The organism is Qipengyuania sp. (assembly GCF_964227205.1).
Lineage (GTDB): Bacteria > Pseudomonadota > Alphaproteobacteria > Sphingomonadales > Sphingomonadaceae > Qipengyuania.
Genome location: NZ_CAXQVB010000003.1, coordinates 415,244 through 440,580 on the forward strand (window position 1 = coordinate 415,244; position 25,337 = coordinate 440,580).

Annotated in this window: 27 protein-coding genes and 1 tRNA gene; 20 read left to right on the forward strand and 8 right to left on the reverse strand. The window is 65.2% G+C overall.

What is annotated here, in order from left to right:
* Positions 1-2 precede the first annotated feature (2 nt).
* Genes ACEQZ0_RS09615 through ACEQZ0_RS09625 form a run of 3 tightly spaced genes read left to right on the forward strand, consistent with a single transcriptional unit; the run spans position 3 to position 5,060 of the window.
* A complete protein-coding gene (locus ACEQZ0_RS09615; RefSeq protein ID WP_370190635.1) occupies positions 3-2,366 on the forward strand; it encodes a putative bifunctional diguanylate cyclase/phosphodiesterase in 2,364 nt (787 codons plus the stop codon).
* Positions 2,367-2,406: 40 nt separating this feature from the next.
* A complete protein-coding gene (gene gltX, locus ACEQZ0_RS09620; RefSeq protein WP_370190636.1) occupies positions 2,407-3,756 on the forward strand; it encodes a glutamate--tRNA ligase in 1,350 nt (449 codons plus the stop codon).
* Positions 3,757-3,812: 56 nt separating this feature from the next.
* Positions 3,813-5,060, forward strand: coding sequence for an NADH:flavin oxidoreductase/NADH oxidase family protein (locus ACEQZ0_RS09625; RefSeq protein WP_370190637.1), 1,248 nt, complete (start codon positions 3,813-3,815; stop codon positions 5,058-5,060).
* On the opposite strand, the gene pyk is transcribed toward ACEQZ0_RS09625, so the two are convergent.
* Positions 5,057-6,523, reverse strand: coding sequence for a pyruvate kinase (gene pyk / locus ACEQZ0_RS09630; protein ID WP_370190638.1), 1,467 nt, complete (start codon positions 6,521-6,523; stop codon positions 5,057-5,059). The genes ACEQZ0_RS09625 and pyk overlap by 4 nt on opposite strands.
* Positions 6,524-6,572: 49 nt before the next feature.
* On the opposite strand from pyk, the gene ACEQZ0_RS09635 reads away from it, so the two are divergent.
* The 3 genes from ACEQZ0_RS09635 (at position 6,573) to ACEQZ0_RS09645 (ending at position 7,576) form a co-directional block, all read left to right on the forward strand.
* Complete coding sequence (locus ACEQZ0_RS09635; RefSeq protein WP_370190899.1) at positions 6,573-6,887, forward strand: DUF1244 domain-containing protein; 315 nt, start codon at positions 6,573-6,575, stop codon at positions 6,885-6,887.
* A gap of 78 nt (positions 6,888-6,965) precedes the next feature.
* The gene (locus ACEQZ0_RS09640; protein WP_221601743.1) at positions 6,966-7,202 is read left to right on the forward strand and encodes a DUF2312 domain-containing protein; all 237 of its coding nucleotides are present in this window, start codon (positions 6,966-6,968) and stop codon (positions 7,200-7,202) included.
* Between the two features lie 26 nt (positions 7,203-7,228).
* Positions 7,229-7,576 (forward strand): YbjQ family protein, encoded by a 348-nt coding sequence (locus ACEQZ0_RS09645; protein ID WP_370190639.1) that lies wholly within the window; start codon positions 7,229-7,231, stop codon positions 7,574-7,576.
* Here the strand turns inward: ACEQZ0_RS09645 and ACEQZ0_RS09650 are convergent, their stop codons facing one another.
* Positions 7,577-8,344: a type II CAAX prenyl endopeptidase Rce1 family protein gene (locus tag ACEQZ0_RS09650; protein WP_370190640.1), complete on the reverse strand. Its 768-nt coding sequence runs from the start codon at positions 8,342-8,344 to the stop codon at positions 7,577-7,579.
* A 71-nt stretch (positions 8,345-8,415) separates the two neighbouring features.
* On the opposite strand from ACEQZ0_RS09650, the gene ACEQZ0_RS09655 reads away from it, so the two are divergent.
* Genes ACEQZ0_RS09655 through ACEQZ0_RS09670 form a run of 4 tightly spaced genes read left to right on the forward strand, consistent with a single transcriptional unit; the run spans position 8,416 to position 11,009 of the window.
* Positions 8,416-9,159, forward strand: coding sequence for a YebC/PmpR family DNA-binding transcriptional regulator (locus tag ACEQZ0_RS09655; protein WP_370190641.1), 744 nt, complete (start codon positions 8,416-8,418; stop codon positions 9,157-9,159).
* Between the two features lie 7 nt (positions 9,160-9,166).
* Positions 9,167-9,640 carry a crossover junction endodeoxyribonuclease RuvC gene (gene ruvC / locus ACEQZ0_RS09660; RefSeq protein WP_370190642.1) on the forward strand — a complete coding sequence of 158 codons (474 nt, stop codon included), beginning with the start codon at positions 9,167-9,169 and terminating at the stop codon, positions 9,638-9,640.
* An 8-nt stretch (positions 9,641-9,648) separates the two neighbouring features.
* Positions 9,649-9,996, forward strand: coding sequence for an ArsC family reductase (locus ACEQZ0_RS09665; protein ID WP_370190643.1), 348 nt, complete (start codon positions 9,649-9,651; stop codon positions 9,994-9,996).
* Complete coding sequence (locus tag ACEQZ0_RS09670; RefSeq protein WP_370190644.1) at positions 9,975-11,009, forward strand: glycerophosphodiester phosphodiesterase family protein; 1,035 nt, start codon at positions 9,975-9,977, stop codon at positions 11,007-11,009. Before ACEQZ0_RS09665 ends, ACEQZ0_RS09670 begins: the two co-directional genes overlap by 22 nt.
* Here ACEQZ0_RS09670 and ubiG read toward each other — a convergent pair.
* Positions 10,990-11,748, reverse strand: a complete 759-nt coding sequence (gene ubiG / locus ACEQZ0_RS09675) for a bifunctional 2-polyprenyl-6-hydroxyphenol methylase/3-demethylubiquinol 3-O-methyltransferase UbiG (RefSeq protein ID WP_370190645.1) — start codon at positions 11,746-11,748, stop codon at positions 10,990-10,992. The genes ACEQZ0_RS09670 and ubiG overlap by 20 nt on opposite strands.
* 53 nt (positions 11,749-11,801) lie before the next feature.
* Between ubiG and ACEQZ0_RS09680 the strand changes: the two genes are divergently transcribed.
* Positions 11,802-13,082, forward strand: coding sequence for an aspartate kinase (locus ACEQZ0_RS09680; protein ID WP_370190646.1), 1,281 nt, complete (start codon positions 11,802-11,804; stop codon positions 13,080-13,082).
* Positions 13,079-14,239: a formate-dependent phosphoribosylglycinamide formyltransferase gene (purT, locus tag ACEQZ0_RS09685; RefSeq protein ID WP_370190647.1), complete on the forward strand. Its 1,161-nt coding sequence runs from the start codon at positions 13,079-13,081 to the stop codon at positions 14,237-14,239. The genes ACEQZ0_RS09680 and purT overlap by 4 nt, the downstream gene beginning before the upstream one ends.
* Here purT and ACEQZ0_RS09690 read toward each other — a convergent pair.
* Positions 14,236-14,700, reverse strand: a complete 465-nt coding sequence (locus tag ACEQZ0_RS09690) for a glycine zipper 2TM domain-containing protein (RefSeq protein ID WP_370190648.1) — start codon at positions 14,698-14,700, stop codon at positions 14,236-14,238. The genes purT and ACEQZ0_RS09690 overlap by 4 nt on opposite strands.
* A 190-nt stretch (positions 14,701-14,890) precedes the next feature.
* Between ACEQZ0_RS09690 and ACEQZ0_RS09695 the strand changes: the two genes are divergently transcribed.
* From ACEQZ0_RS09695 to purU, 3 genes are all read left to right on the forward strand, one after another.
* On the forward strand, positions 14,891-15,907 hold the full coding sequence (locus tag ACEQZ0_RS09695; protein WP_370190649.1) for an NAD(P)H-dependent flavin oxidoreductase: 1,017 nt from the start codon (positions 14,891-14,893) through the stop codon (positions 15,905-15,907).
* A gap of 1 nt (position 15,908) precedes the next feature.
* On the forward strand, positions 15,909-16,232 hold the full coding sequence (locus tag ACEQZ0_RS09700; RefSeq protein WP_370190650.1) for a hypothetical protein: 324 nt from the start codon (positions 15,909-15,911) through the stop codon (positions 16,230-16,232).
* Between the two features lie 73 nt (positions 16,233-16,305).
* Positions 16,306-17,160, forward strand: coding sequence for a formyltetrahydrofolate deformylase (gene purU / locus ACEQZ0_RS09705; RefSeq protein ID WP_370190651.1), 855 nt, complete (start codon positions 16,306-16,308; stop codon positions 17,158-17,160).
* Here the strand turns inward: purU and ACEQZ0_RS09710 are convergent, their stop codons facing one another.
* On the reverse strand, positions 17,161-19,320 hold the full coding sequence (locus ACEQZ0_RS09710) for a PQQ-dependent dehydrogenase, methanol/ethanol family (RefSeq protein ID WP_370190652.1): 2,160 nt from the start codon (positions 19,318-19,320) through the stop codon (positions 17,161-17,163). It lies immediately after the preceding gene.
* A 114-nt stretch (positions 19,321-19,434) separates the two neighbouring features.
* Here ACEQZ0_RS09710 and ACEQZ0_RS09715 point away from each other — a divergent pair, with 114 nt between their 5' ends.
* From ACEQZ0_RS09715 to ACEQZ0_RS09725, 3 genes are all read left to right on the forward strand, one after another.
* Positions 19,435-20,301 (forward strand): dienelactone hydrolase family protein, encoded by an 867-nt coding sequence (locus tag ACEQZ0_RS09715; RefSeq protein WP_370190653.1) that lies wholly within the window; start codon positions 19,435-19,437, stop codon positions 20,299-20,301.
* Positions 20,302-20,362: 61 nt separating this feature from the next.
* On the forward strand, positions 20,363-21,370 hold the full coding sequence (locus tag ACEQZ0_RS09720) for an SPFH domain-containing protein (RefSeq protein WP_370190654.1): 1,008 nt from the start codon (positions 20,363-20,365) through the stop codon (positions 21,368-21,370).
* 11 nt (positions 21,371-21,381) lie between these two features.
* On the forward strand, positions 21,382-21,849 hold the full coding sequence (locus ACEQZ0_RS09725; RefSeq protein ID WP_370190655.1) for an NfeD family protein: 468 nt from the start codon (positions 21,382-21,384) through the stop codon (positions 21,847-21,849).
* 1 nt (position 21,850) lies between these two features.
* Here the strand turns inward: ACEQZ0_RS09725 and ACEQZ0_RS09730 are convergent, their stop codons facing one another.
* Positions 21,851-22,801: a complex I NDUFA9 subunit family protein gene (locus tag ACEQZ0_RS09730; RefSeq protein ID WP_370190656.1), complete on the reverse strand. Its 951-nt coding sequence runs from the start codon at positions 22,799-22,801 to the stop codon at positions 21,851-21,853.
* A 171-nt stretch (positions 22,802-22,972) separates the two neighbouring features.
* On the opposite strand from ACEQZ0_RS09730, the gene ACEQZ0_RS09735 reads away from it, so the two are divergent.
* Together ACEQZ0_RS09735 and ACEQZ0_RS09740 are read left to right on the forward strand one after the other, a co-directional pair.
* A tRNA-Leu gene (locus ACEQZ0_RS09735) sits at positions 22,973-23,059 on the forward strand.
* A 165-nt stretch (positions 23,060-23,224) separates the two neighbouring features.
* A complete protein-coding gene (locus ACEQZ0_RS09740; protein WP_370190657.1) occupies positions 23,225-24,448 on the forward strand; it encodes a tyrosine-type recombinase/integrase in 1,224 nt (407 codons plus the stop codon).
* Positions 24,449-24,584: 136 nt separating this feature from the next.
* Here ACEQZ0_RS09740 and ACEQZ0_RS09745 read toward each other — a convergent pair whose 3' ends face one another.
* Positions 24,585-24,779 carry a hypothetical protein gene (locus ACEQZ0_RS09745; protein WP_061921215.1) on the reverse strand — a complete coding sequence of 65 codons (195 nt, stop codon included), beginning with the start codon at positions 24,777-24,779 and terminating at the stop codon, positions 24,585-24,587.
* Positions 24,770-25,321 carry a thermonuclease family protein gene (locus tag ACEQZ0_RS09750; protein ID WP_233997481.1) on the reverse strand — a complete coding sequence of 184 codons (552 nt, stop codon included), beginning with the start codon at positions 25,319-25,321 and terminating at the stop codon, positions 24,770-24,772. The genes ACEQZ0_RS09745 and ACEQZ0_RS09750 overlap by 10 nt, the downstream gene beginning before the upstream one ends.
* Positions 25,322-25,337 lie beyond the last annotated feature (16 nt).

The following is a 25,337-nucleotide window of genomic DNA, read 5'->3' on the forward strand; positions in this document are numbered from 1 at the left end:
CCATGGCAGAGCTCGAGACCGAGCGGCCTGCGGATATGAAAGAGTGGTCTACAGCCGACGCTGTGGACCGCTTGCTGCTGACCCGTCGGCTCGAGGATTACAGCGCCGGCGCCCGGCTGGCACTTCTCCCGTCGCTCGGCTCGCTTGCCGCGCTGATCTATACTTTCCGCGACCAGGCTTCGCTCGACGTTCTGTTCGCCTGGGCCGCGATCCAGCTGATCGTGCTGGCGATCTACGTGGTGCTTGCCGCGCGGCTCGATCGCAAAGACGCGACACTGGAACAGTTGCGCCGCCATTGGCGTCGCTGCATGGGGCTGGAAATCGTCAGATCGGCGAACTGGGCCTTCATCACGCCTTATCTGGCAATCTTTGCGACAGGGCTCGACGCGGTGGTTCTGGCTGCGATTGCCATCGCCAATCTTTGCGGCTCGCTGCTGGTCCATCGCACCGCCCCGCTTGCCGCAGGCGTCCGTATCGGCGCGCTTGCGGCCTCGATCGCGGTGGCGGTCTGGATCCAGGTCGGCAGCAGCGGCTGGCCCGCCCTGGTCCTGCTGGCGCTGTTCGTCATCGCGCTCGGCGGATCGGTACGCGAACAGAACCGTCAGATCATCAGTGGCGCCGAGGCGGAAAGCGGCCGCCGCGAAGCCGCCGACACGGTGCGCATGCTTCTCAACGATTACGAGGAGCAGTCGTCCGACTGGCTGTGGACGGTCGGGCCATGCGGGAACCTGCGCGACGTCTCCGACCGTTTCGCGACTGCCGCGGGCAAGCCGGTGGCCGAACTCGAGGGATTGCCGCTCATCAACCTCTTCGCTCCCAGCAAGGACCGTGACCGTCTCGCCCGCCGGCTGATGGAACGCAGCCCGTTCCGCGACCTCGTCCTCAAGCTCGGCGCCGGCGATGCCTTGCGGTACTGGGAGCTATCGGCCCGTCCCCGTTCGGATGGTCGGATGAGCGGCGTAGCGCGCGACGTGACGGGCGACCGGTTGATCGAGGAACGCGTTGCCTTCATGGCACATTACGACAACCTCACCGGGCTCGCCAATCGCTACCTCTTCAACGAACGGTTGCGGACCGCGCTCGAAGATCGCGCACGCGCGCGCGACGTGGTGCTGTTCTATCTCGACCTCGACGATTTCAAGGCCGTCAACGACACGCGCGGACACCTTGTGGGCGATCGGCTGCTGCGGGAAATCGGCACCCGCCTCGAACAGGAGGTACGCGGCCAGGACCTGGTGGCCCGGCTCGGGGGTGACGAATTCGCCGTCCTGCTCGAAACGCGCGCAGGGGCGGGCATGCTGATCGAGCGTGCCCACCGTTTCCTTGCGGTGATCCGCGAACCCTTCGAGCTCGACGGGCAGGTTTACCGCGTCTCTGGAAGCATCGGCATCGCCAAGCGCTGCGAGGGCGAATGCGACGCGGAAGAACTGATGCGCCGGGCCGACCTCGCGCTGTTTGCGGCCAAGGACAAGGGGCGCGACACGATTGCGCTCTACGACGAGGCCATGGACCTCGCTTCCCGGGAGCGGCGCGAAATCGAATCCGATCTGCGCGAAGCCCTGTCGCGCGGGCAGCTCAGGCTCCATTATCAGCCGGTCATGGATCTCGATTCGGGAGAAGTGGCGGGGTACGAAGCATTGCTCCGCTGGTATCACCCGAAGCGCGGAGTAGTGACCCCCGCCGAATTCCTCGATGTGGCGGAGGAAACGGGCATGATCGTGCCGATCGGCGAATGGGTCATTCGGCAGGCACTCGCGGAAACCGGGCGATGGGAAGGCAATTTCCGCATCGCCATCAACCTTTCGCCCACCCAGGTGCGCAGCCCGCATCTGGCCGATGTCGTTGCCCAGGCGATCCATGCGCACGGGATTTCGCCCAAACGGGTCGAATTCGAGATTACCGAACACGTGCTGATGCAGAAGGGCAGCGTTTGCGCCAGCAATCTCGAGAAACTGCGCGAGCTGGGGGCGAAGATCGCGCTCGACGACTTCGGAATCGGCTATTCCTCGCTCAGCTATCTGCGCCGTTTCCCCTTCGACCGGATCAAGATCGACCGCGACTTCGTCGAGGGGGTCGAATTGTCGGCGGACAGCCAGGCCATCATCTCCAGCATCACCCGGCTTGCGGATGCGCTGGGCATGGCGACCACTGCGGAAGGAATCGAAACGCGCGCGCAGCTCGACCTGCTGCGCAAGCTTGGGTGCCAGGAGGCACAAGGCTATCTGATCTGCGAGCCGGTTCCCGGCGATAATTTCGCCACCTCCTCCGCGGCCAAGGCCGCGATGAATGACGAAGCGAGCGGAATCCTCGATTATCGCAAGGCACGCGAAGCCGTGATGAAGCAGCGCCCCCGGCGCGCCAGCTGACCTCTCGCCAAGCGCCGCGCCCTCGGCTATCGGCGCCCCCATGACCACCGTGACGCGTTTCGCACCATCGCCCACCGGGCGGCTTCATGTCGGGAATATCCGCACCGCGCTGCATAACTGGATGCTGGCCAAGAAGGTCGGTGGCCGCTTCGTGCTAAGGATCGACGACACCGACGCCGAACGCAGTCGGGAGGACTATGTCGAGGCGATCCGGGCCGATCTCGTCTGGCTTGGTCTGACGCCCGATGGCGAGGAACGCCAGTCGGAGCGACTCGCGCTATACGAACGCGCTTTCGCGGCGCTTCGCGAGGCGGGCAGGGTCTATCCCTGTTACGAAACGCAGCAGGAACTCGAGCTCAAGCGCAAAATCCGCCTCGGGCGCGGCCTGCCGCCGATCTACGACCGCGGCGCACTCGAATTGAGCGATGAGGACCGGGCGAAGAAGGAGGCGGAGGGGATCGTCCCGCACTGGCGTTTCAAGCTCGACGACGGCGATCCGATCGCCTGGGAAGACGGTGTCCGCGGGGCGCAGAAGTTCGATCCCTCGCAGCTGTCCGACCCGGTCATCCGCCGCGCCGACGGCAGCTGGCTCTACATGCTGCCGAGCGCGGTCGACGACCTCGACATGGGGGTGACCGACGTGCTGCGGGGCGAGGATCACGTCAGCAACACCGCGGTGCAGATCCAGATGTTCGACGCGCTGGTCGCAGCGGGCCATGCTGACGGACCGATGCCGCGCTTTGCACATGAGGCGCTGCTGGTCGGGCGCGAGGGGAAGCTGTCGAAGCGGCTCGGTTCGCTCGGCTGCGACGCCTTCCGCGAACGCGACATCGAACCGGCCGCGATTGTCGCGCTGCTGGCGCGGCTCGGCACTTCGCGCCCGGTCGAGGCGATCGCCGACCGGGAGCTGCTGCTCGAAAGTTTCGATCTCGCGACCTTCGGGCGCGCGCCGGCGAAGTTCGACGATGCCGAACTCGAGCGGCTCAATGCCGCGCTGGTCCACCAGATGGACTTCGCCGAGGTCGCGGACCGTCTGCCCGCGGGGATGGACGAGGCGGGCTGGCACGCGATCAGGCCGAATCTGACGCATGTATCCGAAGCGGCGGGCTGGTGGCGGCTGGTCACCGGACCGGTCGACATGCCGGCCTTTGCCGAAGAGGACCGCGCCTATCTCGCCGAAGCCGCACGGCGGCTCGAATGGGGCGAAGACCCGTGGCGCATGCTCGCGGCCGTGCTCAAGGAATCGACCGGCCGGAAGGGCAAGGCATTGTTCCTGCCGCTGCGGCAGGCCTTGACCGGCATGGATCATGGGCCCGACATGGGCGAATTGCTGCCGTTGATCGGCGAAACGCGCGCGCGCGAGCGGCTGGAGGCTGCAGCGCGGGGCTAGGGGGATATGAAATGGGCGTGGGACTGGGGACGGAGCTAAAGCTCCCTTGCGGCGCGATGCTTCCCAACAGGATAGCCAAGGCCGCCATGACCGAGGGGCTGGCCACGCCCGATGGCAAGCCCACACCCGGGCTCGAGCGCCTCTATGGCATCTGGTCCGATGGCGGCGCAGGCATGCTGCTGTCAGGCAATATCATCGTCGACAGGGACCATCTCGAACGGCCCGGTAACGTCGTGATCGAGCGCCAGCCCGACGCCGACATGAAGGCGCGCCTTGCGAGCTGGGCGAAGGCCGCCACCCGCAACAGCAACCACTTCTGGGCGCAGATCAGCCATGGCGGCCGGCAGACGCAGAAGCTGGTCAACCCGCATCCCAAATCCTCCTCCGACGTCCAGCTCGCACTGCCGGGCGGCCAGTTCGGCAAGCCCACGCCGCTGACAAAGGACGAAATCGACGATCTGGTGGACCGCTGGGCCGTGGCCGCGCGCGCCTGCAAGGAAGCGGGCTTCACCGGCGTGCAGGTGCACGGCGCGCATGGCTATCTGGTCTCGCAATTCCTCTCGCCGCGGGTGAACCTGCGCACCGACGAATACGGTGGATCGCTTGAGAACCGCGCCCGGTTCCTGCTTGAGATCGTGGCCGCGGTGCGGGCGGCGGTGGGGCCGGATTTCCCGGTTTCGGTAAAGCTCAACAGCGCCGACTTCCAGAAAGGCGGGTTCGATTTCGGAGACAGCCTGCAGGTGGTGAAATGGCTCGAGGCTGCTTCTGTCGACCTGATCGAGATTTCGGGCGGGACCTATGAGCAGCCCAAGCTGCTCGGAGTCGCTGGCCAGGAAGAGGAGGCGGTGCAGACTGTCGCGCCCTCGACCGCCGCGCGCGAGGCCTATTTCGTCGATTTCGCCAAGGCCATGCAGGCCGAGGTTTCGGTGCCGCTGATGGTCACCGGTGGTTTCCGTACGCTCAGCGCGACGGAAGAGGCGCTGGCGAGCGGCGCGGCCGACCTGATCGGACTGGGGCGTCCGCTATGCGTCGATACCGATGCACCCGCGCAGTTGCTCAAGGGGGCGGAGCGTCTCGCACGCTACGAGGACAATCTCGATCTGCTGCCCCGCTGGCTCGGCTTCCTCAAGCGCTTCCAGTTGATGAAGGCGATCAGCGGCTTCGCCGGCATCTACTGGTTCTACCAGCAGATATGGTTGCTGGGTCACGAGGGCCGGGTCGACCGCGACCTTTCCGTCTTGAAGGCTTTCCGCACCGTCGATGCGCGCAACCGGCGCATCATGAAGGAACGCGCTGCGCTCTAGCCCCCGTGCTTCTCGAGCTCGTCACCGGTAACGGTGACGACGTGGAGCAGGTTGGTCGAGCCGGGCGTGCCGAAGGGCACGCCGGCCAGCGCGATTAGCTTGCTGCCAGCCTGGCCGAAGCGGTGGCGCAGCGCCATGCGCTTTCCCTTGGCGATCATTTCCTCGAAGCTGCCGATGTCCTTGGTCGCCACCGCATGCGCGCCCCACAGCAGGCCCAGCCGCCGGGCGGTCTTCATGCTCGGAGTCAGCACCAGCATCGGCACGCTCGGGCGCTCGCGCGCGACACGGCGTGCGGTCGAGCCCGATCCGGTAAAGACGGTGATCGCGCTGACCGGCACAGTGTCGGCCACGGTCATGCAGGCATGCGCCAGCGCGTCGGCGGTGGTCGCATCGGGCGGCGTGTCGAGCAGGCGGACGCGTTCGAGATAGGCCTCGTCGGTTTCAACCTGCCGCGCGATCTTGTGCATGATCGTCACCGCTTCCTCGGGCCAGTCGCCCGCCGCGGTTTCCGCGCTCAGCATCACGGCATCGGCGCCGTCATAGACCGCATTGGCGACGTCGGACACTTCGGCGCGGGTCGGGGCGGGGCTCTCGATCATGCTTTCGAGCATTTGCGTCGCGACGATCACCGGCTTGCCCTTGAGGCGGGTGGCGTTGACGATCTTCTTCTGCAGCGGCGGGACTTCCTGCGGCTCCAGCTCCACGCCGAGGTCGCCGCGCGCGACCATGATCCCGTCGCTCATGTCGATGATCTCGTCGAGCCGGCGGACCGCCATCGGCTTTTCGATCTTGGCGCAGAGCGCGCCATAGCCGCCCATCAGCTTGCGTGCCTCGGCCAGATCCTCGGGACGCTGGACGAAGCTGAGGCCGATCCAGTCGACTCCCTGCTGGACCGCGAAGGCAAGGTCGCGCCGGTCCTTGTCGGTCAGCGCCGGGATCGGCACTTCGGCGTCGGGAACATTCACGCCCTTGCGGTCGGAAATGACTCCGCCCACTTCGGCCGAGCAGAGGATTTCCTTGTCGTCGGCACGAATCACCCGGAGGCGGATCTTGCCGTCGTTGATCAGCAGCCGCTGGCCTTTCTCGAGCAGGCCGAACAGTTCGGGGTGCGGCAGTTCGACGCGCGTCTCGTCGCCCGGCTCGGGATTGCGGTCGAGCGTGAAATGGCCAGAATGGCGGATGACCGCCTGTCCGTCCTTGAACTTGCCCACGCGCAGCTTGGGGCCCTGCAGGTCGGCGAGAATCGCGATCGGGCGGTGGAATTCCTTTTCCAGCGCGCGGATTGCGCGGATCGTCGCCTCGTGATCGGCGTGTTCGCCATGGCTCATGTTGACGCGGAAGGCATCGACCCCGGCCTTGAACAGGCGGGCGAGCATTTCGGGTGAGCGGCTGGCGGGGCCGACGGTCGCGAGGATCTTGACCTTGCGGCCGCGCGGATCGAGCTTGGGTGCGGTAATGGCCATGCGAATCGCCTATGGCAGCGAGGTGCGACAAAGCAAGGACGATGCGATTGTGACTACGAATGCAGGGGACCCGCTCGACCAACTCGACGATGCCGTAGCGGCGGCGGCATTTCGCCGGCTGGTGCGCCACCTGCGTCACCGCCACGATGCGCAGACCATCGATCTCATGGGGCTGGCGGGCTTCTGCCGCAATTGCCTGGCCGACTGGATACGCGAAGCCGGATTTACCGGCGACAAGGCGGCGGCACGCGAACTGATCCACGGCATGACGCAGGAGGAGTGGAAGACCACGCGCCAGACCCCTGCCACCGAGGAGCAGCTCGCGCGGATGGAAGCCAGTATCGCGAAAAATCGCGTGGAGTAGCGAGTCGCCGCCTTCACCCCGACCGAAGGGCTGGCTATCGAGCCGCCGACCGATTCTCAAATTCCGGAGTATGACCAGATGGCAGAAGCCACCGACGACCGCCTGCGCCTCTTGATCGAGCGCATCGAACGCCTCGAGGAAGAAAAGAAGGGCATCGCCGACGACATCCGCGACGTCTATGCCGAAGCCAAGGCGGTCGGTTACGACGTCAAGATCATGCGCCAGATCGTCCGCCTTAGAAAGATGACCCCCGACGATCGCCGCGAGATGGAAACCATCCTCGATACCTACAAGGCCGCGCTCGGCATCGCCTGAGCCGGTTTGCCCGAAGCAGAGCCCCGATGCCCGCGCAACTGCCCGAACGCCGTGTGATCCTGGTGACTACGACCCCGAGCATCGAGGGCCATCCGATCGAGGCCTATCTCGGTCTCGTTTCAGGCGAGGTGATCCTTGGCGCCAATGTCTTCCGCGACATGTTCGCCGGGCTGCGCGATTTCTTCGGCGGCCGGGCGGCGAGCTACGAGCGGGTGCTCGAGGATGCGCGCCAGCGGGCGGTGCAGGAAATGCAGGCGGCGTGCGACAAACGCGGCGGCAACGCCGTGGTCGGTGTCGATCTCGACTACGAGGTCGTCGGGGCGAAGGGGTCGATGCTGATGGTCTCGGTCACCGGGACCGCGGTCCGCATCTGATCAGGCGCTGCTGCCCGCCAGCAGCACCAGCCCGATAAAGGCGCCGTTGTGAAGGGCGTGCAGCAGCACGCTCGCCCACAGGCCGTAATTGACGCGCAGGTAGCCGAGCATGGTGCCGGTGACGAATTGCGGCAGCACCAGCGGCAGCGCCATCATCATCTCGTCGGGCTTGAAATTGAAGAGGTGGACGCTCGCAAAGCCGAGTGCGCTGAGCCAGAAAAGCAGCGGGAAAAGCCGCTGAAACCAGCCCATCGCGTCGCGATGCCGCAACAGGAACACCGTCAGGCCGGCCACGATCAGCCCTGCAGCGCCCCCCTTGAGCATTGTGGGGCCGATTGCGCCGAGGCCCTCGACCGGACCGGTTGCAGCCGACAACAGCAATGCCGTCGCCCCGAATGCGGCCAGCGCGCCGAGCAGCACCGCCAGCACGTGCCCGGGCCGGCCCGAGAGCCAGCCGCGAAAGGCGATTTCCTCGGCCAGGGGGGCGATCAAAATCACCGCAAACGCGATCCCGGCGCCGATATCCATGTCGGCGAGCGCCGTCTTGGGAACCTCGATTCCCGAAAACATCACCGCCCCCGCTACAGCGAGCAGCGCGGCCATGACCATGACGTCGAGGAGAAACAGGCGCAACACGGCGACCAGGCTTGCCAGCTGCGGCAACGGCGCGCGCGCGGGCAGTGCCGGGCGTTTCAGGAAGGCGGCGAATTGCGCCCACTCGCCGCGCGTCGAATTCGCGGGCGCAAGGCTTGTCGTTGCGGCGTCCATGCGGCTAAGGCGACCCCCGAGAATCTCTGACGAGAAAACGTCCACCCACCCGACTTACGCAAAGCGAAACCATGGCCGGCCATTCCAAATTCAAGAACATCATGCATCGCAAGGGCGCGCAGGACAAGAAGCGCAGCGCGATGTTTTCCAAGCTCAGCCGCGAAATCACCGTCGCGGCCAAGATGGGCATGCCCGATCCCGACATGAACCCGCGCCTGCGCCTCGCGGTAAACGCGGCCAAGGCGCAGTCGATGCCCAAGGACAATATCCAGCGCGCGATCGACAAGGCCAGCGCGCAGGACGGCGAGAACTATGAAGAGGTGCGCTACGAGGGCTACGGCCCGGGCGGCAGCGCGATCATCGTCGAGGCGCTGACCGACAACCGCAACCGCACGGCCACCAGCATTCGCACCGCCTTCTCCAAGAACGGCGGCAACCTCGGCACCGAGGGCAGCGTTGCGCACGGCTTCGAACGGCTCGGCCTGATCTTCTACCCCGCCGATGCGGGCAGCGAGGACAAGGTTCTCGAAGCCGCGATGGAAGCGGGTGCAGAGGATATTACCAGCAGCGAGGACGGCCACGAAATCTGGACTGCTGCCGAAGATCTCCATCAGGTCGCGAGCGACCTCGAGAAGGCGCTGGGCGAGGCCGATACGGTCAAGCTGGCGTGGAAGCCGAACCTTACCGTCGAGATGGACGAGAAGAACGCGACGACCTTGCTGAAGCTGATCGATGCGCTCGAGGATGACGACGACGTCCAGACCGTGTGGGGCAATTACGACATCTCCGACGAGGTGATGGAGAAGCTGGACTGATCCAGCGGTGCTGATCCTCGGCCTCGATCCTTCGCTCAGCTGTACCGGCTGGGGCGTGATCCGGGCCGAGGGTTCGCGCATTGGGCATGTCGCCAACGGTCGCGTGCCCACCGATGCCAAGGCGCCCCTGGCCGAGCGGCTGGCCGCGCTCCAGGCGGCGCTGGCCGAGGTGATCGCCGCGCACTGCCCGGACCGGGCAGCGGCGGAGGAAGTCTTCGTCAACAAGAACCCGCAATCGACGCTCAAGCTGGCGCAGGCGCGCGGCGCGGTGCTTGCGGCATGCGGTGCGGCGGGGCTGGCGGTCAACGAACATGCCGCACGGCTGGTCAAGAAGGCGGTCGTCGGCACCGGCGGCGCTGACAAGGCGCAGGTCCAGGCCATGCTCAAAGTGCTACTGCCCGGGGCCCGGATCGCGGGCGCCGATGCCGCCGATGCCTTGGCCGTGGCGATTGCCGACGCGCATATCACCCCTTCATCCTAGGACGATCCATGACCATCCATTTCTACGGCATTCCCAATTGCGACACCGTCAAGAAGGCGCGCAAGTGGCTCGACGCGCGCGGCGTCGACTACAGCTTCCACGACTACAAGAAGGAAGGCGCCGATCCCGACAGGCTGGCGGCCTGGATCGAGGAAGCGGGCGTCGATAGCGTGCTCAACCGGCGCGGGACGACCTTCCGCAAGCTCAGCGACGAGCAGAAGGCCGATATCGATGCCGCCAAGGCCGTCACATTGCTGCAAGAGAACCCTTCGATGATCAAGCGGCCGATCGTGGAGCACGACGGCGTCGTGCTGGTTGGTTTCAAGGAAGACGAATGGTCCGCGCACTTCTCCTGATCCTTGCGGCGCTCGTCGCGACTCCGGCGTCGGCCGATCCGAGCAAGGATTTCCTCGTCATCGCGCATCGCGGTGCGAGCGGCGAGCGGCCCGAGCATACGCTGGCCGCCTATGAGCGCGCGATCGACCAGGGGGCCGACTATATCGAGCCCGACCTCGTGCCGACCAAGGACATGCGCCTCGTCGCGCGGCACGAGACCGAGATCGGCGAGACGACCGATGTCGCCGACCATCCCGAATTCGCCGACCGCAAGCGATCGAAGACGATCGAGGGGAGGCTGGTGACCGGCTGGTTCGCCGAGGATTTCACGCTGGCCGAACTGCGGACGTTGCGCGCCAAGGAGCGCATGCCGGGCCTGCGCCCCGGCAATGCGCGTTTCGACGGGCTTTATCCGCTCGTGACCTTCGAAGAGATCCTCGCGCTGGTCCGCGCCAAGGAGGCGGAAACCGGGCGGACCATCGGCATCTATGCCGAGCTCAAGCACCCCACCTGGCTGCTCCAGGAGGCCGGGATTGACGTGGTCGACCTGCTCGCCACCGCGCTTGGCAAGGCCGGTCTCGACGGTGCGGACGACCGCGTCTTCGTGCAGATCTTCGAGATCGGGCCGCTCAAGCGCCTCGACGCGCTGGTCGATACGCCGCTGGTGTTGCTGGTCGGCCCCGAAGGCGGCCCCTTCGATGAACCGGCACTGAGCTGGACCGATGTGATGACCCCTTCAGGCCTCGCCGAGGTGGCCCGCTATGCCGATGCGATAGGGCCCCATCTCGGCCACGTGCTCGATGCCGACGGCGCTCCGACCGACTTGGTCGCGAACGCCCATGCGGCGGGGCTGAAGGTGCATCCCTGGACGCTGCGCAAGGAAAACGTCTTCCTCCCCGGTGCCTTGCAGCGCGGCACGGGAGCAGGGGCGACGGGCGATCTGGCCGCGCTCGCGCAGTTGTTGCGCGCCGCGGGCGTTGACGGCGTGTTCACCGACGATCCGGCGCTGGTCGTCAGCGCGCTCGGGCGGTGACGATGTAGTTGAGCGCGAGGTCGTTCGACAGGTGGAGCCCCTTGGCGGGCGAGAAATCGATGCCCCTGGGGTCGCCCATTTCCAGACCGGCTTCGTCGAGCAGTTCGGCCAGCTCTTCGGGAGTGACGAAATCGTCCCAGTGATGCGTCCCCTTCGGGATCATTCCGAAGCCCTCTGCGGCGCCGACCATCAACAGTCGCGATTGCGGCGTGCGGTTGGGGGTGGAAAGCACCATCAACCCGCCCGGCGCAAGTCTGGCGACAAGCGCGGCGACGAAGGCGCGCTTGTCGGCGACATGCTCGATGACTTCCATCGCAGTGACGAGGTCGAAGCTGCCGATGTCGAGGGTGCCGATCTCGCCCGCGATATAGCGGATGTCGAGCCCTGCGCCGTCGGCATGCACGGCTGCGGCAGCGGCGTTTTCGGGCGCCGCATCGACACCCGTGACCTCGGCGCCCAGCCGGGCCAGCGGTTCGCACAACAGCCCGGCGCCGCAGCCGACGTCGAGCGCGCTCTTGCCCGCCAGCGGGCGGCGCGCCTCGATGTCGCGGGCCCAGTGCAGGTCGATCGCTTCGCGCAGGAACCGCAAGCGGACCGGATTGAGGCGGTGGAGCATGGCCGAACTCCCCTTGGGATCCCACCAATCCCTCGCCAGCTTTCCGAAATGCGCGGCTTCGTCGGGCCGGATCGTTTGGCCGCCCGAAGTTTTGCTACGCTCTTGCGTGGTTGCATCGCTCATGCGGCGTGGCTAGCAGCCTAGCCTCACGCATTCCAGCACGGAGACCCTTGCGCTTGGCCCGTATCGTGATGAAATTCGGCGGCACCTCGATGGCGGGGACCGAGCGCATCCGGCGCGTGGCGAATATCGTGCGCAAGCAGGCCGCGCGCGGGCACGAGGTTGCGGTGGTCGTTTCCGCCATGGCGGGCGAGACCGACAGGCTGGTCAATTTCTGCCGCGAGGCCAATGCGCTCTATGACCCGGCCGAATACGACGTGGTCGTCGCCAGCGGCGAACAGGTCACTTCGGGCCTCCTCGCGCTCACCCTCCAGTCGCTGGGCTGCAAGGCGCGCAGCTGGCTCGGCTGGCAGTTGCCGATCCGCACGATCGAGGCGCATGCCAAGGCACGCATCGAAGAGATCGACGCCCAAGCGCTTGTCGCCAGCATGCAGGCCGGCGAGATCGCGGTGATCCCGGGCTTCCAGGGGTGCGGTTCCGATGGCCGCGTGACCACGCTGGGGCGCGGCGGCTCGGACACCTCGGCAGTGGCCGTGGCAGCCGCGATCAAGGCCGATCGCTGCGACATCTATACCGACGTCGACGGCGTCTACACCACCGACCCGCGCATCGTCGCCAAGGCGAGGAAGCAGAAGGCGGTGACCTACGAGGAAATGCTCGAGCTCGCGAGCGTGGGGGCCAAGGTGCTCCAGACGCGCTCGGTGGGCCTGGCGATGAAAGAGGGCGTGCGTGTGCAGGTCCTCTCCAGCTTCGTCGGCGAGGATGCGGTCCCCGCAGACGAACACCCCGGCACGATGATAGTGTCGGAAGAAGAAATGAACGAACTGGTGGAGAAGGGCGATATGGAACGCCAGCACGTGACCGGCATCGCGCACGACAAGAACGAGGCCAAGGTGATCCTCACCCGTGTGCCCGACAAGCCCGGCGCGGTGGCGCATATCTTCGAACCGCTCGCTGCCGCCAGCATCAATGTCGACATGATCATCCAGAACGTGGGCCGCGACAAGGGCGAGACCGACGTGACCTTCACCGTGCCGCAGGCCGACCTCGCCCGCGCGCAGGCACTGCTCGAGGACCGGCGCGACGAGATCGGCTACAACCGGCTGATCACTGACAGCAAGATCGCCAAGATTTCGGTCGTCGGCGTGGGCATGAAGAGCCACGCGGGCGTCGCCGCCACCATGTTCCAGGCCCTCGCCGATCGCGGGATTAACATCCAGGCGATCACCACGAGCGAGATAAAGGTCAGCGTGATGATCGACGAGGACGAGACCGAACTCGCGGTGCGCGTACTGCACACGGCTTACGGGCTGGATGCTGCGGATGAGGCGGTGTGAGCCACACCGCAAAAATCCTCCTGCTCGGCTCGGGCGAGCTGGGGCGCGAATTCGTCATCTCGGCCAAGCGGCTGGGGGCCTATGTCGTGGCCTGCGATGCCTATGACGACGCGCCAGCGATGCAGCTGGCCGATGCGCGCGAGGTGTTCTCCATGCTCGACGGCGAGAAGCTGCGCGAAGCAGCCGAGAAGCACCGGCCCGACTATATCGTTCCCGAGATCGAGGCGATCCGTACCTCGGTGCTGGCCGAGCTGGAGGACGAGGGCTTCACCGTCGTTCCCTCCGCCCGCGCGGCGCAGCTGACTATGAACCGCGACGCGATCCGCGATCTCGCGGCGCACGAACTCGGCCTCGTCACCTCCAAATACCGCTACGCCAAGAACCTCGAGGAGGTGAAGGTCGCAGCACACCACACTGGCTTTCCCTGCGTGATCAAGCCGGTCATGTCGTCGAGCGGCAAGGGCCAGTCGACCGTGCGCGAGGAAGCAGAACTAGACGGCGCGTGGGACTATGCCTGCGCCAACATGCGCGGCGACCGGCAGCGCGTGATCGTCGAGCAATTCGTCGATTTCGATTACGAGATCACGCTGCTGACCGTGCGCCACAAGGACGGGGTGACCTTCTGCCCGCCGATCGGCCACCGGCAGGAGCGCGGCGATTATCAGGAGAGCTGGCAGCCGACTCCGATGTCCGACGCGGCGATCGCCAAGGCGCAGGATATGGCGCGCAAGGTGGTCGACGATCTGGGCGGACATGGCCTGTTCGGCGTCGAATTCTTCGTGCGTGGCGAGGAGGTGATCTTTTCCGAGCTTTCCCCGCGCCCGCACGATACCGGCATGGTCACGCTGGTGAGCCAGAACCTCACCGAGTTCGACCTTCATGCCCGCGCGGTGTTGGGCCTGCCGATCCCCGCCGAACTGCGTGCCCGCCCGGCGGCAAGCGCGGTCATCCTCGCCGAACGCGACAGCGCGAGCCTTGCTTACGAAGGCCTGGCCGAAGCGATGGCCGAAGGCGCCGATATCCGGATCTTCGCCAAGCCTACCAGCAGGCCCTATCGCCGAATGGGCGTAGCGCTGGCCACGGCGAGCGATACGGACGAAGCCCGCCGCAAGGCCAGGGCCGCGGCGGGCAAGGTCCATATCCTGTACGGCGATTAGCGGCAGCGGCCCCGTGCCACCTCGCGGCCCAGCAAGGCGCCACCGGCCGCGCCGAGAATCGTGCCCAGCGAACGGTCGCCGCGGCTGTCGACTTCACGACCAATGATGGCGCCCAGCGCGCCGCCCACGATCAGCCCGGTGGTGCCGTCGCGTTTGCGGCAATACGTCCGGCCATCGCGCCCGCGCCAGACGCGCGTGTCGCGATAGATCGGCTCGTCGTAATTCCGGTCACGGTGACGGCCGTAATAGCGATCGCGGTGGCGGCGATCGCGCCAGCGGCGGTCGTCGTCATCATCGTCGTCGTCCCAGCGATCGCGGCCGCCGTGCTGCCACGCCATGTCGCCTACCGAGGCGGCTTCGGCGGGCGAGGGATAGCCGCTATCGAAGGCTTGTGCGGGCGTCGCCAGCAAGGCTGTGCCGACCGCCAGGGTGAGGGTCGTGTGCAGGATGGTTTTCCTCATGGTCTGTCTCCTTTGAGGGCGGGTCCGTCCACCTGACGCGCCGGATTGGAGCCATGCTTCTGCGCGCGCTCGGCTGAACGGTGCGGGAGCAGCGTTGTCAGCCTTGCGACAGGTTCGATGAATGGATGGTGGCCTGCGACAGGCTGCATCCGCTTGCCGCGGGCTGCGCCTGCCCCTAAGCGCCCTGCCTATGAGCATTTTTCCCAAGACCGCCCGCCTGATGCAGCGCGGGGCAGAATTCCTCGGCAGCGAAACGGCGATCCTGTGCGGCGCGATGAGTTGGGTGTCGGAACGCAATCTCGTTTCCGCTATCTCGAACGCAGGCGGCTTCGGCGTGATCGCCTGCGGGGCGATGGACCCGGAGCTGCTGGACAAGGAAATCGCCGCGACCAAAGCGCTGACCGACAAGCCCTTCGGCGTGAACTTGATCACCATGCACCCGCAGTTGTTCGATTTGATCGCGGTGTGCGAGAAGCATGGTGTGGGTCATGTCGTGCTCGCCGGCGGTATCCCGCCAAAGGGCAGCGTCGAGGCGATCAAGGGCGGCGACAATCCGGCTAAGGTGATCTGTTTCGCACCCACGCTGGCGCTGGCCAAGAAGCTGCTCCGGTCGGGCGCCGATGCGCTGGTGATCGAGGGCATGGAGGCGGGCGGGCATATCGGCCCCGTCTCGACCAGCGTGCTGGCGCAGGAAATGCTCCCCGAACTGGCCGATGAGCACCTGATCTTCGTCGCCGGCGGCATCGGGCGCGGACAGGCGATCGCCGGCTATCTCGAAATGGGCGCGGCGGGCGTCCAGCTCGGCACGCGCTTCGCCTGCGCGCAGGAGAGCATTGCGCATCCAGATTTCAAGAAGGCCTTCTTCCGCGCCTCGGCACGCGATGCGGTGGCCAGCGTCCAGGTCGATCCGCGCCTGCCGGTCATTCCGGTGCGCGCTCTCAAGAACAAGGGCACGGAGGAATTTACCCGGAAACAGATCGAGGTTGCCGGCGTTCTGGACCGCGAGGAAATCGCAATGAACGAAGCGCAATTGCAGATCGAGCATTACTGGGCGGGCGCGCTGCGCCGCGCAGTCATCGACGGCGACGTCGAAAACGGCAGCCTGATGGCCGGTCAGTCGGTCGGGATGCTCAAGGAAGAGGAGCCTGTCGCCTTAATCATCGAGAAGCTGATGGCGCAGAGCGAGGAGGCGCTTACCCGACGCTGACATGACAATCCACCGTCTCGACGTCGATATCGCAATCTACCGGGACCGGGTGCAGGTGACGCACCGCGCCACCCAGACGTTTGCCGATCAGCCGGCGAACTACCCGTTTTCATCCTGCACATCGATCGTCTCCGATCCCCGTCATCTCGAAGACACTATCGTCAGGGCCATTCGCAAGGTTCTGGCCGAAGGCGCATTCGAGTTGCGCGAGCCCGTCGCCCATATCGTGAGTTGCGAAACGTCGCTTGGCGAGGACGAGCGGGCGAAGGTCGAAGCCGCTCTCCTCGAGGCCGGAATGCGCAAGGTCGTGTTCGAAATCGATTGAGCAAGGTTGGCTTGGCGGCCGGCAAATGCGTTTGGGCTTGCGCGGACAACGCGTGACAGGACATGGCATCGACATGTCCGAACCGCTAATCCTGACCCTGTCTTGCGCCGATCGCCCGGGTATCACCGCGCAGGTTGCTTCGTTCCTGTTCGAGCGCGGCGGGAATATCCTCGAAGCGCAGCAGTTCAACGACCGGACCAGCGATGCCTTCTTCATGCGCGTCGAATTCGACCCCGGCGGTGCCTCGCGCGCGGTTATCCGCGAGGATTTCGCGACCATCGCGCGCGACTATGGCATGGAGTGGAAACTTGCCCTGCGCGACCGGCCGCGGCGGGTGCTGCTGATGGTCAGCAAGTTCGACCATTGCCTCGCCGACCTGCTCTACCGCTGGCGGATCGGGGAGCTTCTGATGGAGCCGGTGGGCATTATCTCCAACCACCCGCGCGAGGCGATCGAACACACGCATCTTGGCGATATTCCCTTCCACCACCTGCCGCTCACGCGGGAGACCAAGTCGGAGCAGGAGGCGCAGGTCCGCGCCATCGCAGAGGAGAGCGGTGCCGAAATGGTGGTCCTCGCACGTTACATGCAGATCCTCTCCGACGCGCAGGCGGCGCATTTCGCCGGGCGCTGCATCAACATCCACCACAGCTTCCTGCCCGGCTTCAAGGGCGCCAAACCCTATCACCAGGCCTATGAGCGCGGGGTCAAGATGATCGGGGCGAGCGCGCATTACGTCACCGCAGACCTCGACGAGGGGCCGATCATCCACCAGGATGTCGAACCGATCAGCCATGCCGACACGCCCGAGCAACTGGTCCGCAAGGGCCGCGATATCGAAAGCCGGGTGCTCGCCGAAGCGGTGCGTCTCCACCTCGAAGACCGCGTCCTGCTCAACGGCCAGCGGACAATTGTCTTCCGAGGCTGATCAGCGCCGTACGACGCGGTTCGCAGCGCGGGCGTTCTCCATCTCCCTGTCTTCGTTCGCGCGCTTGATCACGTAAGCGCGGATGGCCTCGATTTCCGCGGGCGTGAGCGATCCCCTGAAGCTGGCCATGCCATTATCCTGAAGCGCGCCCTCGTGGACAATCTGCAGCCAGGCCTGCCGGTTGTCGAGCGCGCCCGAGCGGCGCAAATCGGGCAGCACGGTCGAACCAACCGCGCCCGGCGCATGGCACACGGCGCAATAGCGGGCGTATTTGGTGCGGCCGAGTTCGATCGTTTCCGCGCTGGCCCGGCTGGGCGGCGGGTCGAGCGGCGCGGCTGCCAGTGCCGGTTCGGGAGGTAGCTGTGCCTCGCCGCCGAGCTTGAACACCAGCAGGCGGCTGATGTTGCGCACCGGGTGCATCTGGTCGATCAACGTACCGTCGGCGGTGATTGCAAAGGCGCCGCCCCATCCGGCCAGCACGGCGACATACTGCTCGCCATTTACCGCATAGGTCATTGGCGGGGCGACCACGCCGGTCTGCGCCGCAAAACTCCACAGCTTGTTTCCGGTTGCACTGTCGTAAGCGGCGAACTCGCTGCCCGAATTGCCCTGGAAGACGAGCCCGCCACCGGTAGCCAGCACGCCGCCGTTCCAAGGGCCGGGATGTTCAACGGTCCACTTGGCCTCTTGATTGACCGGGTCCCAGGCCATCAGCTTGCCCTTGATCGTGCCCTGCACTTCGCGGCGGAAGCCCATATCGGGCGGCAGATCGCCAGCGCCGATATCGAAACCGATATTGAAACCGCGCTTGCGATCGGGCTTCCAGCCGGCTTCGGGCGCATAGAGCATGGCCGCCTCGAACGCCGGGATGTAAACGAGGTTTTCGCCCGGGTGATAGGCCATCGGGTGCCAGTTGTGGCCACCCAGCGGGCCGGGCATGACCAGCGCGGGTTTGCCGGTCACATCGACGCGCGTTTCGGGATTTTCAATCGGGCGGCCGTTCTCGTCCATTCCCGTCGCCCAGTTTAACGGGATGTAGGGCTCGGCGCTGATGAACTCGCCGGTCGCGCGGTCGAGCACGTAGAAGAACCCGTTCTTGGGCGCCTGCATCAGCACCTGCCGTTCGCGCCCGTCTATCTCCATGTCGGCAAGGATGATGTGCTGCGTGGCGGTATAATCCCAGGTCTCGCCCGGCGTGGTCTGGTAATGCCACACGTATTCGCCGGTGTCGGGCCGGATCGCGACGATGCTGGAGAGATAGAGATTGTCGCCTTCGCCCGCGCCGTCCGCGCCGGGGCTGCGATAGGCGCGGTTCCAGGGCGAACCGTTGCCTACGCCGAAATAGAGCAGGTCGAGCGCGGGATCATAGGCCATCGAATCCCACACCGTGCCGCCCCCGCCGATGCCACTGTCACTGCCCAGCACATCGCCGCTCCAGGTTTCGGCAGCCGCCTTGAGGTATTCGGGAGCGTCCTCGCCCTCGTCGCCCGGCACGGTGTAGAACCGCCACAGCTCCTTGCCGTCCTCGGCGTCGTAGGCAGCAATATATCCGCGCACGCCGAATTCGGCGCCACCATTGCCGATCAGTACCTTTCCGTCGATCACCCGCGGCGCGCCGGTGATCGAATAGCTTTGCGACTGGTCGACCGTGACCTTTTCCCAGATCACCTCGCCACTGTCGCGATCCAGCGCCACCAGGCGCCCGTCGAGCGTGCCTAGGAACAGGCGATCGCCCCATGCGGCGAGACCACGGTTCACAACGTCGCAGCAGACCTTCACGCCCGTTTCGCCGGGCACTTGCGGATCGTAGCTCCACAGCGGCTCGCCAGTGGCGGCATCGAAAGCGAAAACCTTGCTCCACGCGCTGGTGACGTAGAGTTTGCCGTCCATCACCAGCGGCGTCGCTTCCTGTCCGCGCGCGGTGTCCATGTCGGCAAACCAGGCGAGGCCGAGGTCGGCAACCGTGTCGCGGTTGACCTGATCGAGCGGAGAATAGCGCTGTTCCGAATAGGTCTTGCCGTGCGTGATCCAGTTGGCCGGGTCATCGCCTGCATTGACCAGACGAACATTGTCGATCCCGCCGTCGGACGTTTCGCTCGCCCCCATGCTGCAGCCGCCCAGTGCCAGCAGCGCCAGCGCCGCCCATCCGATCCCTCGCATCGCTCTCTCCCCGGCGACATTTACGTCGCTCAATGAAACCCATCCTGCCGCGCGAGCGAAGGCTTGTCCATCGCTCGCTGCGTTCTAGGATGACGGGCAGAAGGAGAGACGAGCATGTGCGACGAACAGGATCTCGCCCGCTGGGCAAGGGGCGCCGTCAGCCGGCGGACATTCGGCGCGGGGGCGATCGCCGCAGGGGCCGCAGCCTGCGCGCCGATTGAAGGAACGGCGGGCGAAAGCAGCCCCGCGCCGCTGGCCGAGCGCAAGGTCGGCTTCGCCATCGCCGATGGTACGATGGATGGCGAATTCTTCCATCCCGCCACGGGTCGGCACCCCGGCGTGATCCTGTGGCCCGACATCGCCGGCATCCGCCCGGCGAAACGCCAGATGGCCCGGCGGCTCGCGAAGGAAGGCTATGCGGTGCTGCTCGCCAATCCCTATTACCGCGATGTCGAGGGCCAGCAGTTTGCCGACTTCGCCGACTTCGCCGGGCAGGGAGGCTTCCAGAAGGTCACACCATGGCGTCAGAAGTTCACCGTCGACACCATCGTCAGCGATACTGCGGGATGTGCGCAGTGGCTGCTCGTCCAGGATGCGGTCGATGGTGATCGCGGCATGGGCGCGCAGGGCTATTGCATGACCGGCAGCTTCGCCCTCCTCGCCCCGGCAGCGCATGCTGCGATGATGGCCGGGGCCAGCTTCCACGGCGGCGGGCTGGTCCGCGAGGGAGAAGGGAGCCCACACCGCATGATGCGCAAGGATGGGCATTACCTCATAGCCATCGCCAGGAACGACGACGCCAAGGCGCCCGGCGACAAGATCGCGCTGCGCGAAGCCGCCGCTGCCGTGGGTGCCGAGGCCGAGATCGAGGTCTACGGTGGAGATCACGGCTGGTGCGTGCCCGATTCGCCATCCTACGACGAGGCAGAGGCCGAACGCGCGTGGGGCCGCCTGCTCGCCACCTATTCGGCGGCGCTGTGACGCGCTTTCGCTTGCGACGCGCTCGTCCCGCGTTACGATGAACCCCTGAGAGGAGGGCCCCATGCTCGAAGGTTCGCTGGTCCTGATCCTGCTGGTGCTGCTCGCCGTACTATTCCTGATGATGGGCGTGCGGGTAGTGAAGCAGGGCTATGTCTACACCATCGAACGGCTCGGCAAGTTCACGCTTGCGGCCGATCCCGGCCTCCATCTGATCATCCCCTTCATCGATCGGGTGGGGCACAAGATCAACATGATGGAGCAGGTGCTCGACATCCCCGGGCAGGAGATCATCACTGCCGACAATGCCATGGTCGGGGTCGATGCGGTGGTCTTCTTCCAGGTCCTCGATGCAGGCAAGGCGGCGTATGAGGTGGCCAATCTCTACCAGGCGATCATGGCGCTCACGACCACCAATCTGCGCACCGTGATGGGGTCGATGGACCTCGACGAGACGCTGTCGAAGCGCGACGAGATCAACGCCCGCCTGCTGAGCGTGGTCGACCATGCGACCTCGCCCTGGGGCATCAAGATTACCCGCGTCGAGATCAAGGACATCCGCCCGCCCGTCGACATTTCTGAGGCCATGGCGCGGCAGATGAAGGCCGAACGCCTGAAGCGTGCCGAGATTCTCGAGGCCGAAGGCGACAAGACCAGCTCGATTCTGCGCGCCGAGGGGCGCAAGCAATCGGCGATCCTCGAGGCCGAGGGCAAGCGCGAGGCGCAGTTCCGAGATGCCGAGGCCCGCGAACGCGCGGCCGAGGCAGAGGCGCGGGCGACCGAAATGGTCTCCAACGCCATCGCTTCCTCGGGCAGCCAGGCGATCAACTATTTCGTTGCGCAGGAATATACCAAGGCGGTCGCCAAATTTGCTGAAAGCCCCAATGCCAAGACCATCCTCTTCCCGGTCGAGGCGACGCAGCTGATCGGCTCGCTCGGCGGGATCGGCGAGCTGGTGAAGGGCACCTTCGACAAGGGCGAGGGCACCGTCGATGCGGGCACGGCGATTCCGGACCCGCGTGAGCGAGCTCCGGTGCGCCGCCCCAGCGTACCGCCCTCGCGAAACGGCTAGGCCCGTCGCGCATGGATGGTATCGACACCTACTGGATCTGGTTGATCGCCGGCCTTGCGCTGGCGCTGCTCGAGATGCTGGTGCCCGGCGTCTACCTGATCTGGCTGGCGATGGCCGCGCTGGCGGTTGCCGTACTTGCCTTCGTTTCCGCGCCGCCGCTGGCGATGCAGGTCATCGCATGGGTCTCGCTGTCGCTGATCTTCGCCTTCTCGGCCAAGCGCTGGCTGCGCGATCGCCCGATCGTCTCATCCGATCCGCTGCTCAACAACCGCGCCGGGCGGCTGGTGGGTGAAATCGCATTGGTGACGCAGGCGATCGAAAGCGGGGCGGGCCGGGTCAAGGTCGGCGACAGCGAATGGATCGCGCGCGGCGCCGATGCAGCTGCAGGGTCACGGGTGCGCATCACCGGCAGCCGCGGTGCCGAATTGCTGGTCGAACCCGTGGCGCTGCTCGGCGGCGAGGACGCCGCCAAGACCTAGCTCAGGCACTCACCCGGTCGGCGAAGCGACCGTGCTTGCGATAGCGTACCATCCACCGGTCGAGAAACAGGTCGAGCGGCTTCGGCGTGATCCCGAACTTGTCGAAACCGGGGAATTTGCCCGAGGCGACATTGCCCTGCTTCAACAGATGCCACTGATCGCCATTCATCGGCGTGCCGGGCAACGCAGCGAACAATGCGGATAACCCATCGGGCATGGGCAGGAAGCTGCGGCGGCGGTGCTGCGCTGCCGCGATCGCCTCGTTGATGTCCATCATCGTGAGCGTTTCGGGACCGGTGAGTTCGAAGGTCTTGCCACCGAATGCGCCCGGATCCTCGAGCGCGCGCACCGCCGCCTCGGCGACGTCGTCGACATAGACCGGCTGCAACTTGGCCTCGGGACCGAAGACCGGCAGCACGGGGAGTCTCGCAATCAGCCCGGCGAACATGTTGATGAAATTGTCGTCCTTGCCGAACAGGATGCCCGGGCGCAGGATCGTCGCCCGGGGGAAGGCCGCGAGCACGCGCTCTTCGCCGAGCTTCTTGGCCGCGGCATATTCGATCTCGGTATGCTCCCCGGGCTCTGCCGCGATCGCGCTGACATGGACAAAGGCGCTCGCGCCCTCGCGTGCGGCAGCTTCGGCCATCCAGCCCGGCGCTTCGCCCATGAGCCGGCGCAGATTGCCGCTGAACGATCCGACGAGGTTGATGACCGCATCGGCGCCCGCGATGCAGCGCTCGACCGATTGGCGGTCGGCCGCGTCGCAGCGTGCGAACTGCATCTGGCCGAGATTGGCGAGCGGCTTGAGCTTGAACGCCTGTTCGGGATGGCGGCTGGCGATCCGGACGCGCGCGCCGCGCTCGAGCAGTGCCTGCGCCACGTAATTGCCGATGAAGCCGCTGCCGCCCATCAGCACCACCAGCCTGCCGTCCAATGCGCCGCTTTTCGCCATGGTATTCGCCTGATTCCTCGAAGGTGTCTCGTTTGCTGCGCCCTAGCCCCAACTTTCGTCTTCCCGCAAGCGTTCCGGCGCTGACGAAAGGCGTTGACAGGGGGCGCCCGCCTTCGCTAGTGGCCCGCGCCTACCCGCAGCCGGGCTTTGATGACCGGCCAGCGACAGTGTGCCCAGATGGCGGAATTGGTAGACGCACCGTCTTCAGGTGGCGGCGCTCGCAAGGGCGTGGAGGTTCGAGTCCTCTTCTGGGCACCATTTGTTCTTCTCACGTTCTCCCAAATAATCTATAAAACCCGCAGAAATCCTAGGGATTTGGCCCTTGGATCGTTCCGGATCGTCCCGCCTGTTCTCGGGGGTTCCAGACACTTTTGTGGGCCTTTTGAGGCCGTTTCGCAAAGGCCCAGATGAAAAGGCCCCCACATGCCGCTGACAGATACTCGCCTCCGCGCACTCAAGCCCAAGGATAAGCCGTACAAGGTCACCGATGAGCGCGGCCTATATGTTGAGGTCACGCCGACCGGCGGCAAACTTTGGCGATTCCGATACCGGATCGGCGGCGCGCAAAAGAAGCTCTGCATCGACAGCTATCCCGACATCAGTCTCAAGCAAGCGCGAGACGAAGCCTACGAGGCACGACGAGCTGTTGCTTCAGGGGGCGACCCGGCCTTTGAGAAGCGCAAGCGGAAAATCCGCGCCGAGTTCCTTTCTGCACAGACGTTCGAGGCAGTCGCACGTGAGTATATTGAACAGATGATGGTCCAGAATGGCCGTGCCGATGGCACGATCGTCAAGGCCAATTATTTCCTCGACAAGCTTGCGCCTGCCATCGGGAACCGACCCATCAACGAGATCGAGCCGTTCGAAGTCCTGGCTCCTCTGAAACGACTGGAAGCTACTGGTAAGCACGAGACTGCGAAGAAATGCCGCTCGTTCGCAGGCCGCGTGTTTCGCTATGGTGTCGCAACGACCCGTTGCAAATCCGATCCGACCAGTATGCTGAAGGGTGCACTCGTAACGCCGCGAGCCAAGCATTATGCAGCAATTCTCGAGCCCACCGAGCTAGGCGGGTTGCTCCGCGCAATCGACGACTTCACTGGCTACATGGTGACGAAGTTAGCCTTGCAGATAGCGCCGCATGTGTTCGTACGCCCCGGCGAACTCCGGCACGCCGAATGGCATGAGATCGACCTCGTCGATGGGGTCTGGAAGATCCCTGCCGGTAAAATGAAAGCGCGCCGAGCGCATGCCGTCCCGCTTTCCAAGCAGGTTAGAGGCTATCTCACTGATCTGGCCGAGATGCTCGGCCGCGAAGGATATGTCTTCCCGTCTGCGCGCAGCTCCAAGCGTCCCATGAGTGAAAACACGCTCAATGCCGCATTCCGTCGCATGGGATACTCGAAAGAAGAAGTCACCGCTCACGGACTCCGTGCGACAGCATCGACATTCCTGAACGAGTCGGGCCTTTGGAATCCCGATGCGATCGAGCGTGCCCTGGCACATGGCGACAGTAATGTTGTGCGTGGCATCTACCATCGCGGCAAACATTGGGACGAGCGCGTGCGAATGGCTCAATGGTGGAGCGACTACCTCGATGAGCTGCGGACAGGAGGAAAGGTCATCATGGGGAAGTTTGCGAAGGGTTGATCGGGAGATCGAATTTCTTCTCAGCCAATGCAGGATTGAAGGCTCAGGATCAGCCCTATCAGGGACACTGACGCCAGCACGGCGAACTCAATTCTGATGCCCCAGATTCGAAGCCAATTCCGCATCGTGCCGAGCCTCAGTTCGTAGAGCTTTGGCAGCTAAGTTGATCGAAGCGTTCAGCAACAGTCTTCCACGTTGCTATGCCTGCCTCGTCCCCTTCGTTGGATAGCCGCTGGATTTGCTGCGCGATATAAGCGGTTCCCTCTTCGCCATGGTTCTTTTCGACCCAGAGTGCGACGGCCCACAATTCCTGATCGCGGTTCAGCACCATGGCTCACGTCTCCCGGTCCAGGTCCGCGCCAGCCCTTCGCTGACCAGCTGATCGCCAAGCGAGCGGCCGCCGCGCGTTACAACCCGCAATTTGCGACCGTACTGATCCTCATCTCTGCTCCCGATAGTCGTCAGTTCAAAGGGCCCGTCATTGAGCAATTCGACAAGGCGGTGCGTCGCGCGCATGCCGAGCTGGTATTCATAGTCGCAACGAGGCTCGCTGATCTCGGGAGTGTCGATGTCGGCAATCCGGATCTTCACGCCATCAAGCCAGAAAGTATCTCCATCCACGACGCATGTGCGCCGGATGGATCCGCAGATGTCGAATTGTGGGGAGCTTGCTTGCTGGAATAAAGCCTGAGGCTGCTGATCGTCGTTAGCAAGGCTGGCATCATGGACTGGCCAGTTGAGTGCCAGCATCCCTCCAGCAAAAACGATCGCGAATGCTCCCAAACCCAACGCGATCTCCTTTCTCAGCTTCCGGCGCTTCTGTGCCTTCAACGCCTTGCGAAAGTCGAACGGCTCACCGGGGGTCTCATTCACTGGCGTTGTCCGTCTT

Excerpts from the sequence above, each read along its gene's own strand:
- ACEQZ0_RS09700 (WP_370190650.1), top strand. The coding sequence starts at position 15,909 with ATGACAATCCACCGTCTCGACGTCGATATCGCAATCTACCGGGACCGG.
- purU (WP_370190651.1), top strand. The coding sequence starts at position 16,306 with ATGTCCGAACCGCTAATCCTGACCCTGTCTTGCGCCGATCGCCCGGGT.
- ACEQZ0_RS09650 (WP_370190640.1), bottom strand. The coding sequence starts at position 8,344 with ATGGACGCCGCAACGACAAGCCTTGCGCCCGCGAATTCGACGCGCGGC.
- ACEQZ0_RS09655 (WP_370190641.1), top strand. The coding sequence starts at position 8,416 with ATGGCCGGCCATTCCAAATTCAAGAACATCATGCATCGCAAGGGCGCG.
- ACEQZ0_RS09690 (WP_370190648.1), bottom strand. The coding sequence starts at position 14,700 with ATGAGGAAAACCATCCTGCACACGACCCTCACCCTGGCGGTCGGCACA.
- ubiG (WP_370190645.1), bottom strand. The coding sequence starts at position 11,748 with ATGAGCGATGCAACCACGCAAGAGCGTAGCAAAACTTCGGGCGGCCAA.
- ACEQZ0_RS09615 (WP_370190635.1), top strand. The coding sequence starts at position 3 with ATGGCAGAGCTCGAGACCGAGCGGCCTGCGGATATGAAAGAGTGGTCT.
- pyk (WP_370190638.1), bottom strand. The coding sequence starts at position 6,523 with ATGGCCATTACCGCACCCAAGCTCGATCCGCGCGGCCGCAAGGTCAAG.
- ACEQZ0_RS09625 (WP_370190637.1), top strand. The coding sequence starts at position 3,813 with ATGCTTCCCAACAGGATAGCCAAGGCCGCCATGACCGAGGGGCTGGCC.
- gltX (WP_370190636.1), top strand. The coding sequence starts at position 2,407 with ATGACCACCGTGACGCGTTTCGCACCATCGCCCACCGGGCGGCTTCAT.
- ACEQZ0_RS09725 (WP_370190655.1), top strand. The coding sequence starts at position 21,382 with ATGGATGGTATCGACACCTACTGGATCTGGTTGATCGCCGGCCTTGCG.
- ACEQZ0_RS09715 (WP_370190653.1), top strand. The coding sequence starts at position 19,435 with ATGTGCGACGAACAGGATCTCGCCCGCTGGGCAAGGGGCGCCGTCAGC.
- ACEQZ0_RS09695 (WP_370190649.1), top strand. The coding sequence starts at position 14,891 with ATGAGCATTTTTCCCAAGACCGCCCGCCTGATGCAGCGCGGGGCAGAA.
- ACEQZ0_RS09645 (WP_370190639.1), top strand. The coding sequence starts at position 7,229 with ATGCCCGCGCAACTGCCCGAACGCCGTGTGATCCTGGTGACTACGACC.
- ACEQZ0_RS09640 (WP_221601743.1), top strand. The coding sequence starts at position 6,966 with ATGGCAGAAGCCACCGACGACCGCCTGCGCCTCTTGATCGAGCGCATC.
- ACEQZ0_RS09740 (WP_370190657.1), top strand. The coding sequence starts at position 23,225 with ATGCCGCTGACAGATACTCGCCTCCGCGCACTCAAGCCCAAGGATAAG.
- ACEQZ0_RS09745 (WP_061921215.1), bottom strand. The coding sequence starts at position 24,779 with ATGGTGCTGAACCGCGATCAGGAATTGTGGGCCGTCGCACTCTGGGTC.
- ACEQZ0_RS09670 (WP_370190644.1), top strand. The coding sequence starts at position 9,975 with ATGGTCCGCGCACTTCTCCTGATCCTTGCGGCGCTCGTCGCGACTCCG.
- ACEQZ0_RS09665 (WP_370190643.1), top strand. The coding sequence starts at position 9,649 with ATGACCATCCATTTCTACGGCATTCCCAATTGCGACACCGTCAAGAAG.
- ACEQZ0_RS09730 (WP_370190656.1), bottom strand. The coding sequence starts at position 22,801 with ATGGCGAAAAGCGGCGCATTGGACGGCAGGCTGGTGGTGCTGATGGGC.
- ACEQZ0_RS09710 (WP_370190652.1), bottom strand. The coding sequence starts at position 19,320 with ATGCGAGGGATCGGATGGGCGGCGCTGGCGCTGCTGGCACTGGGCGGC.
- ACEQZ0_RS09720 (WP_370190654.1), top strand. The coding sequence starts at position 20,363 with ATGCTCGAAGGTTCGCTGGTCCTGATCCTGCTGGTGCTGCTCGCCGTA.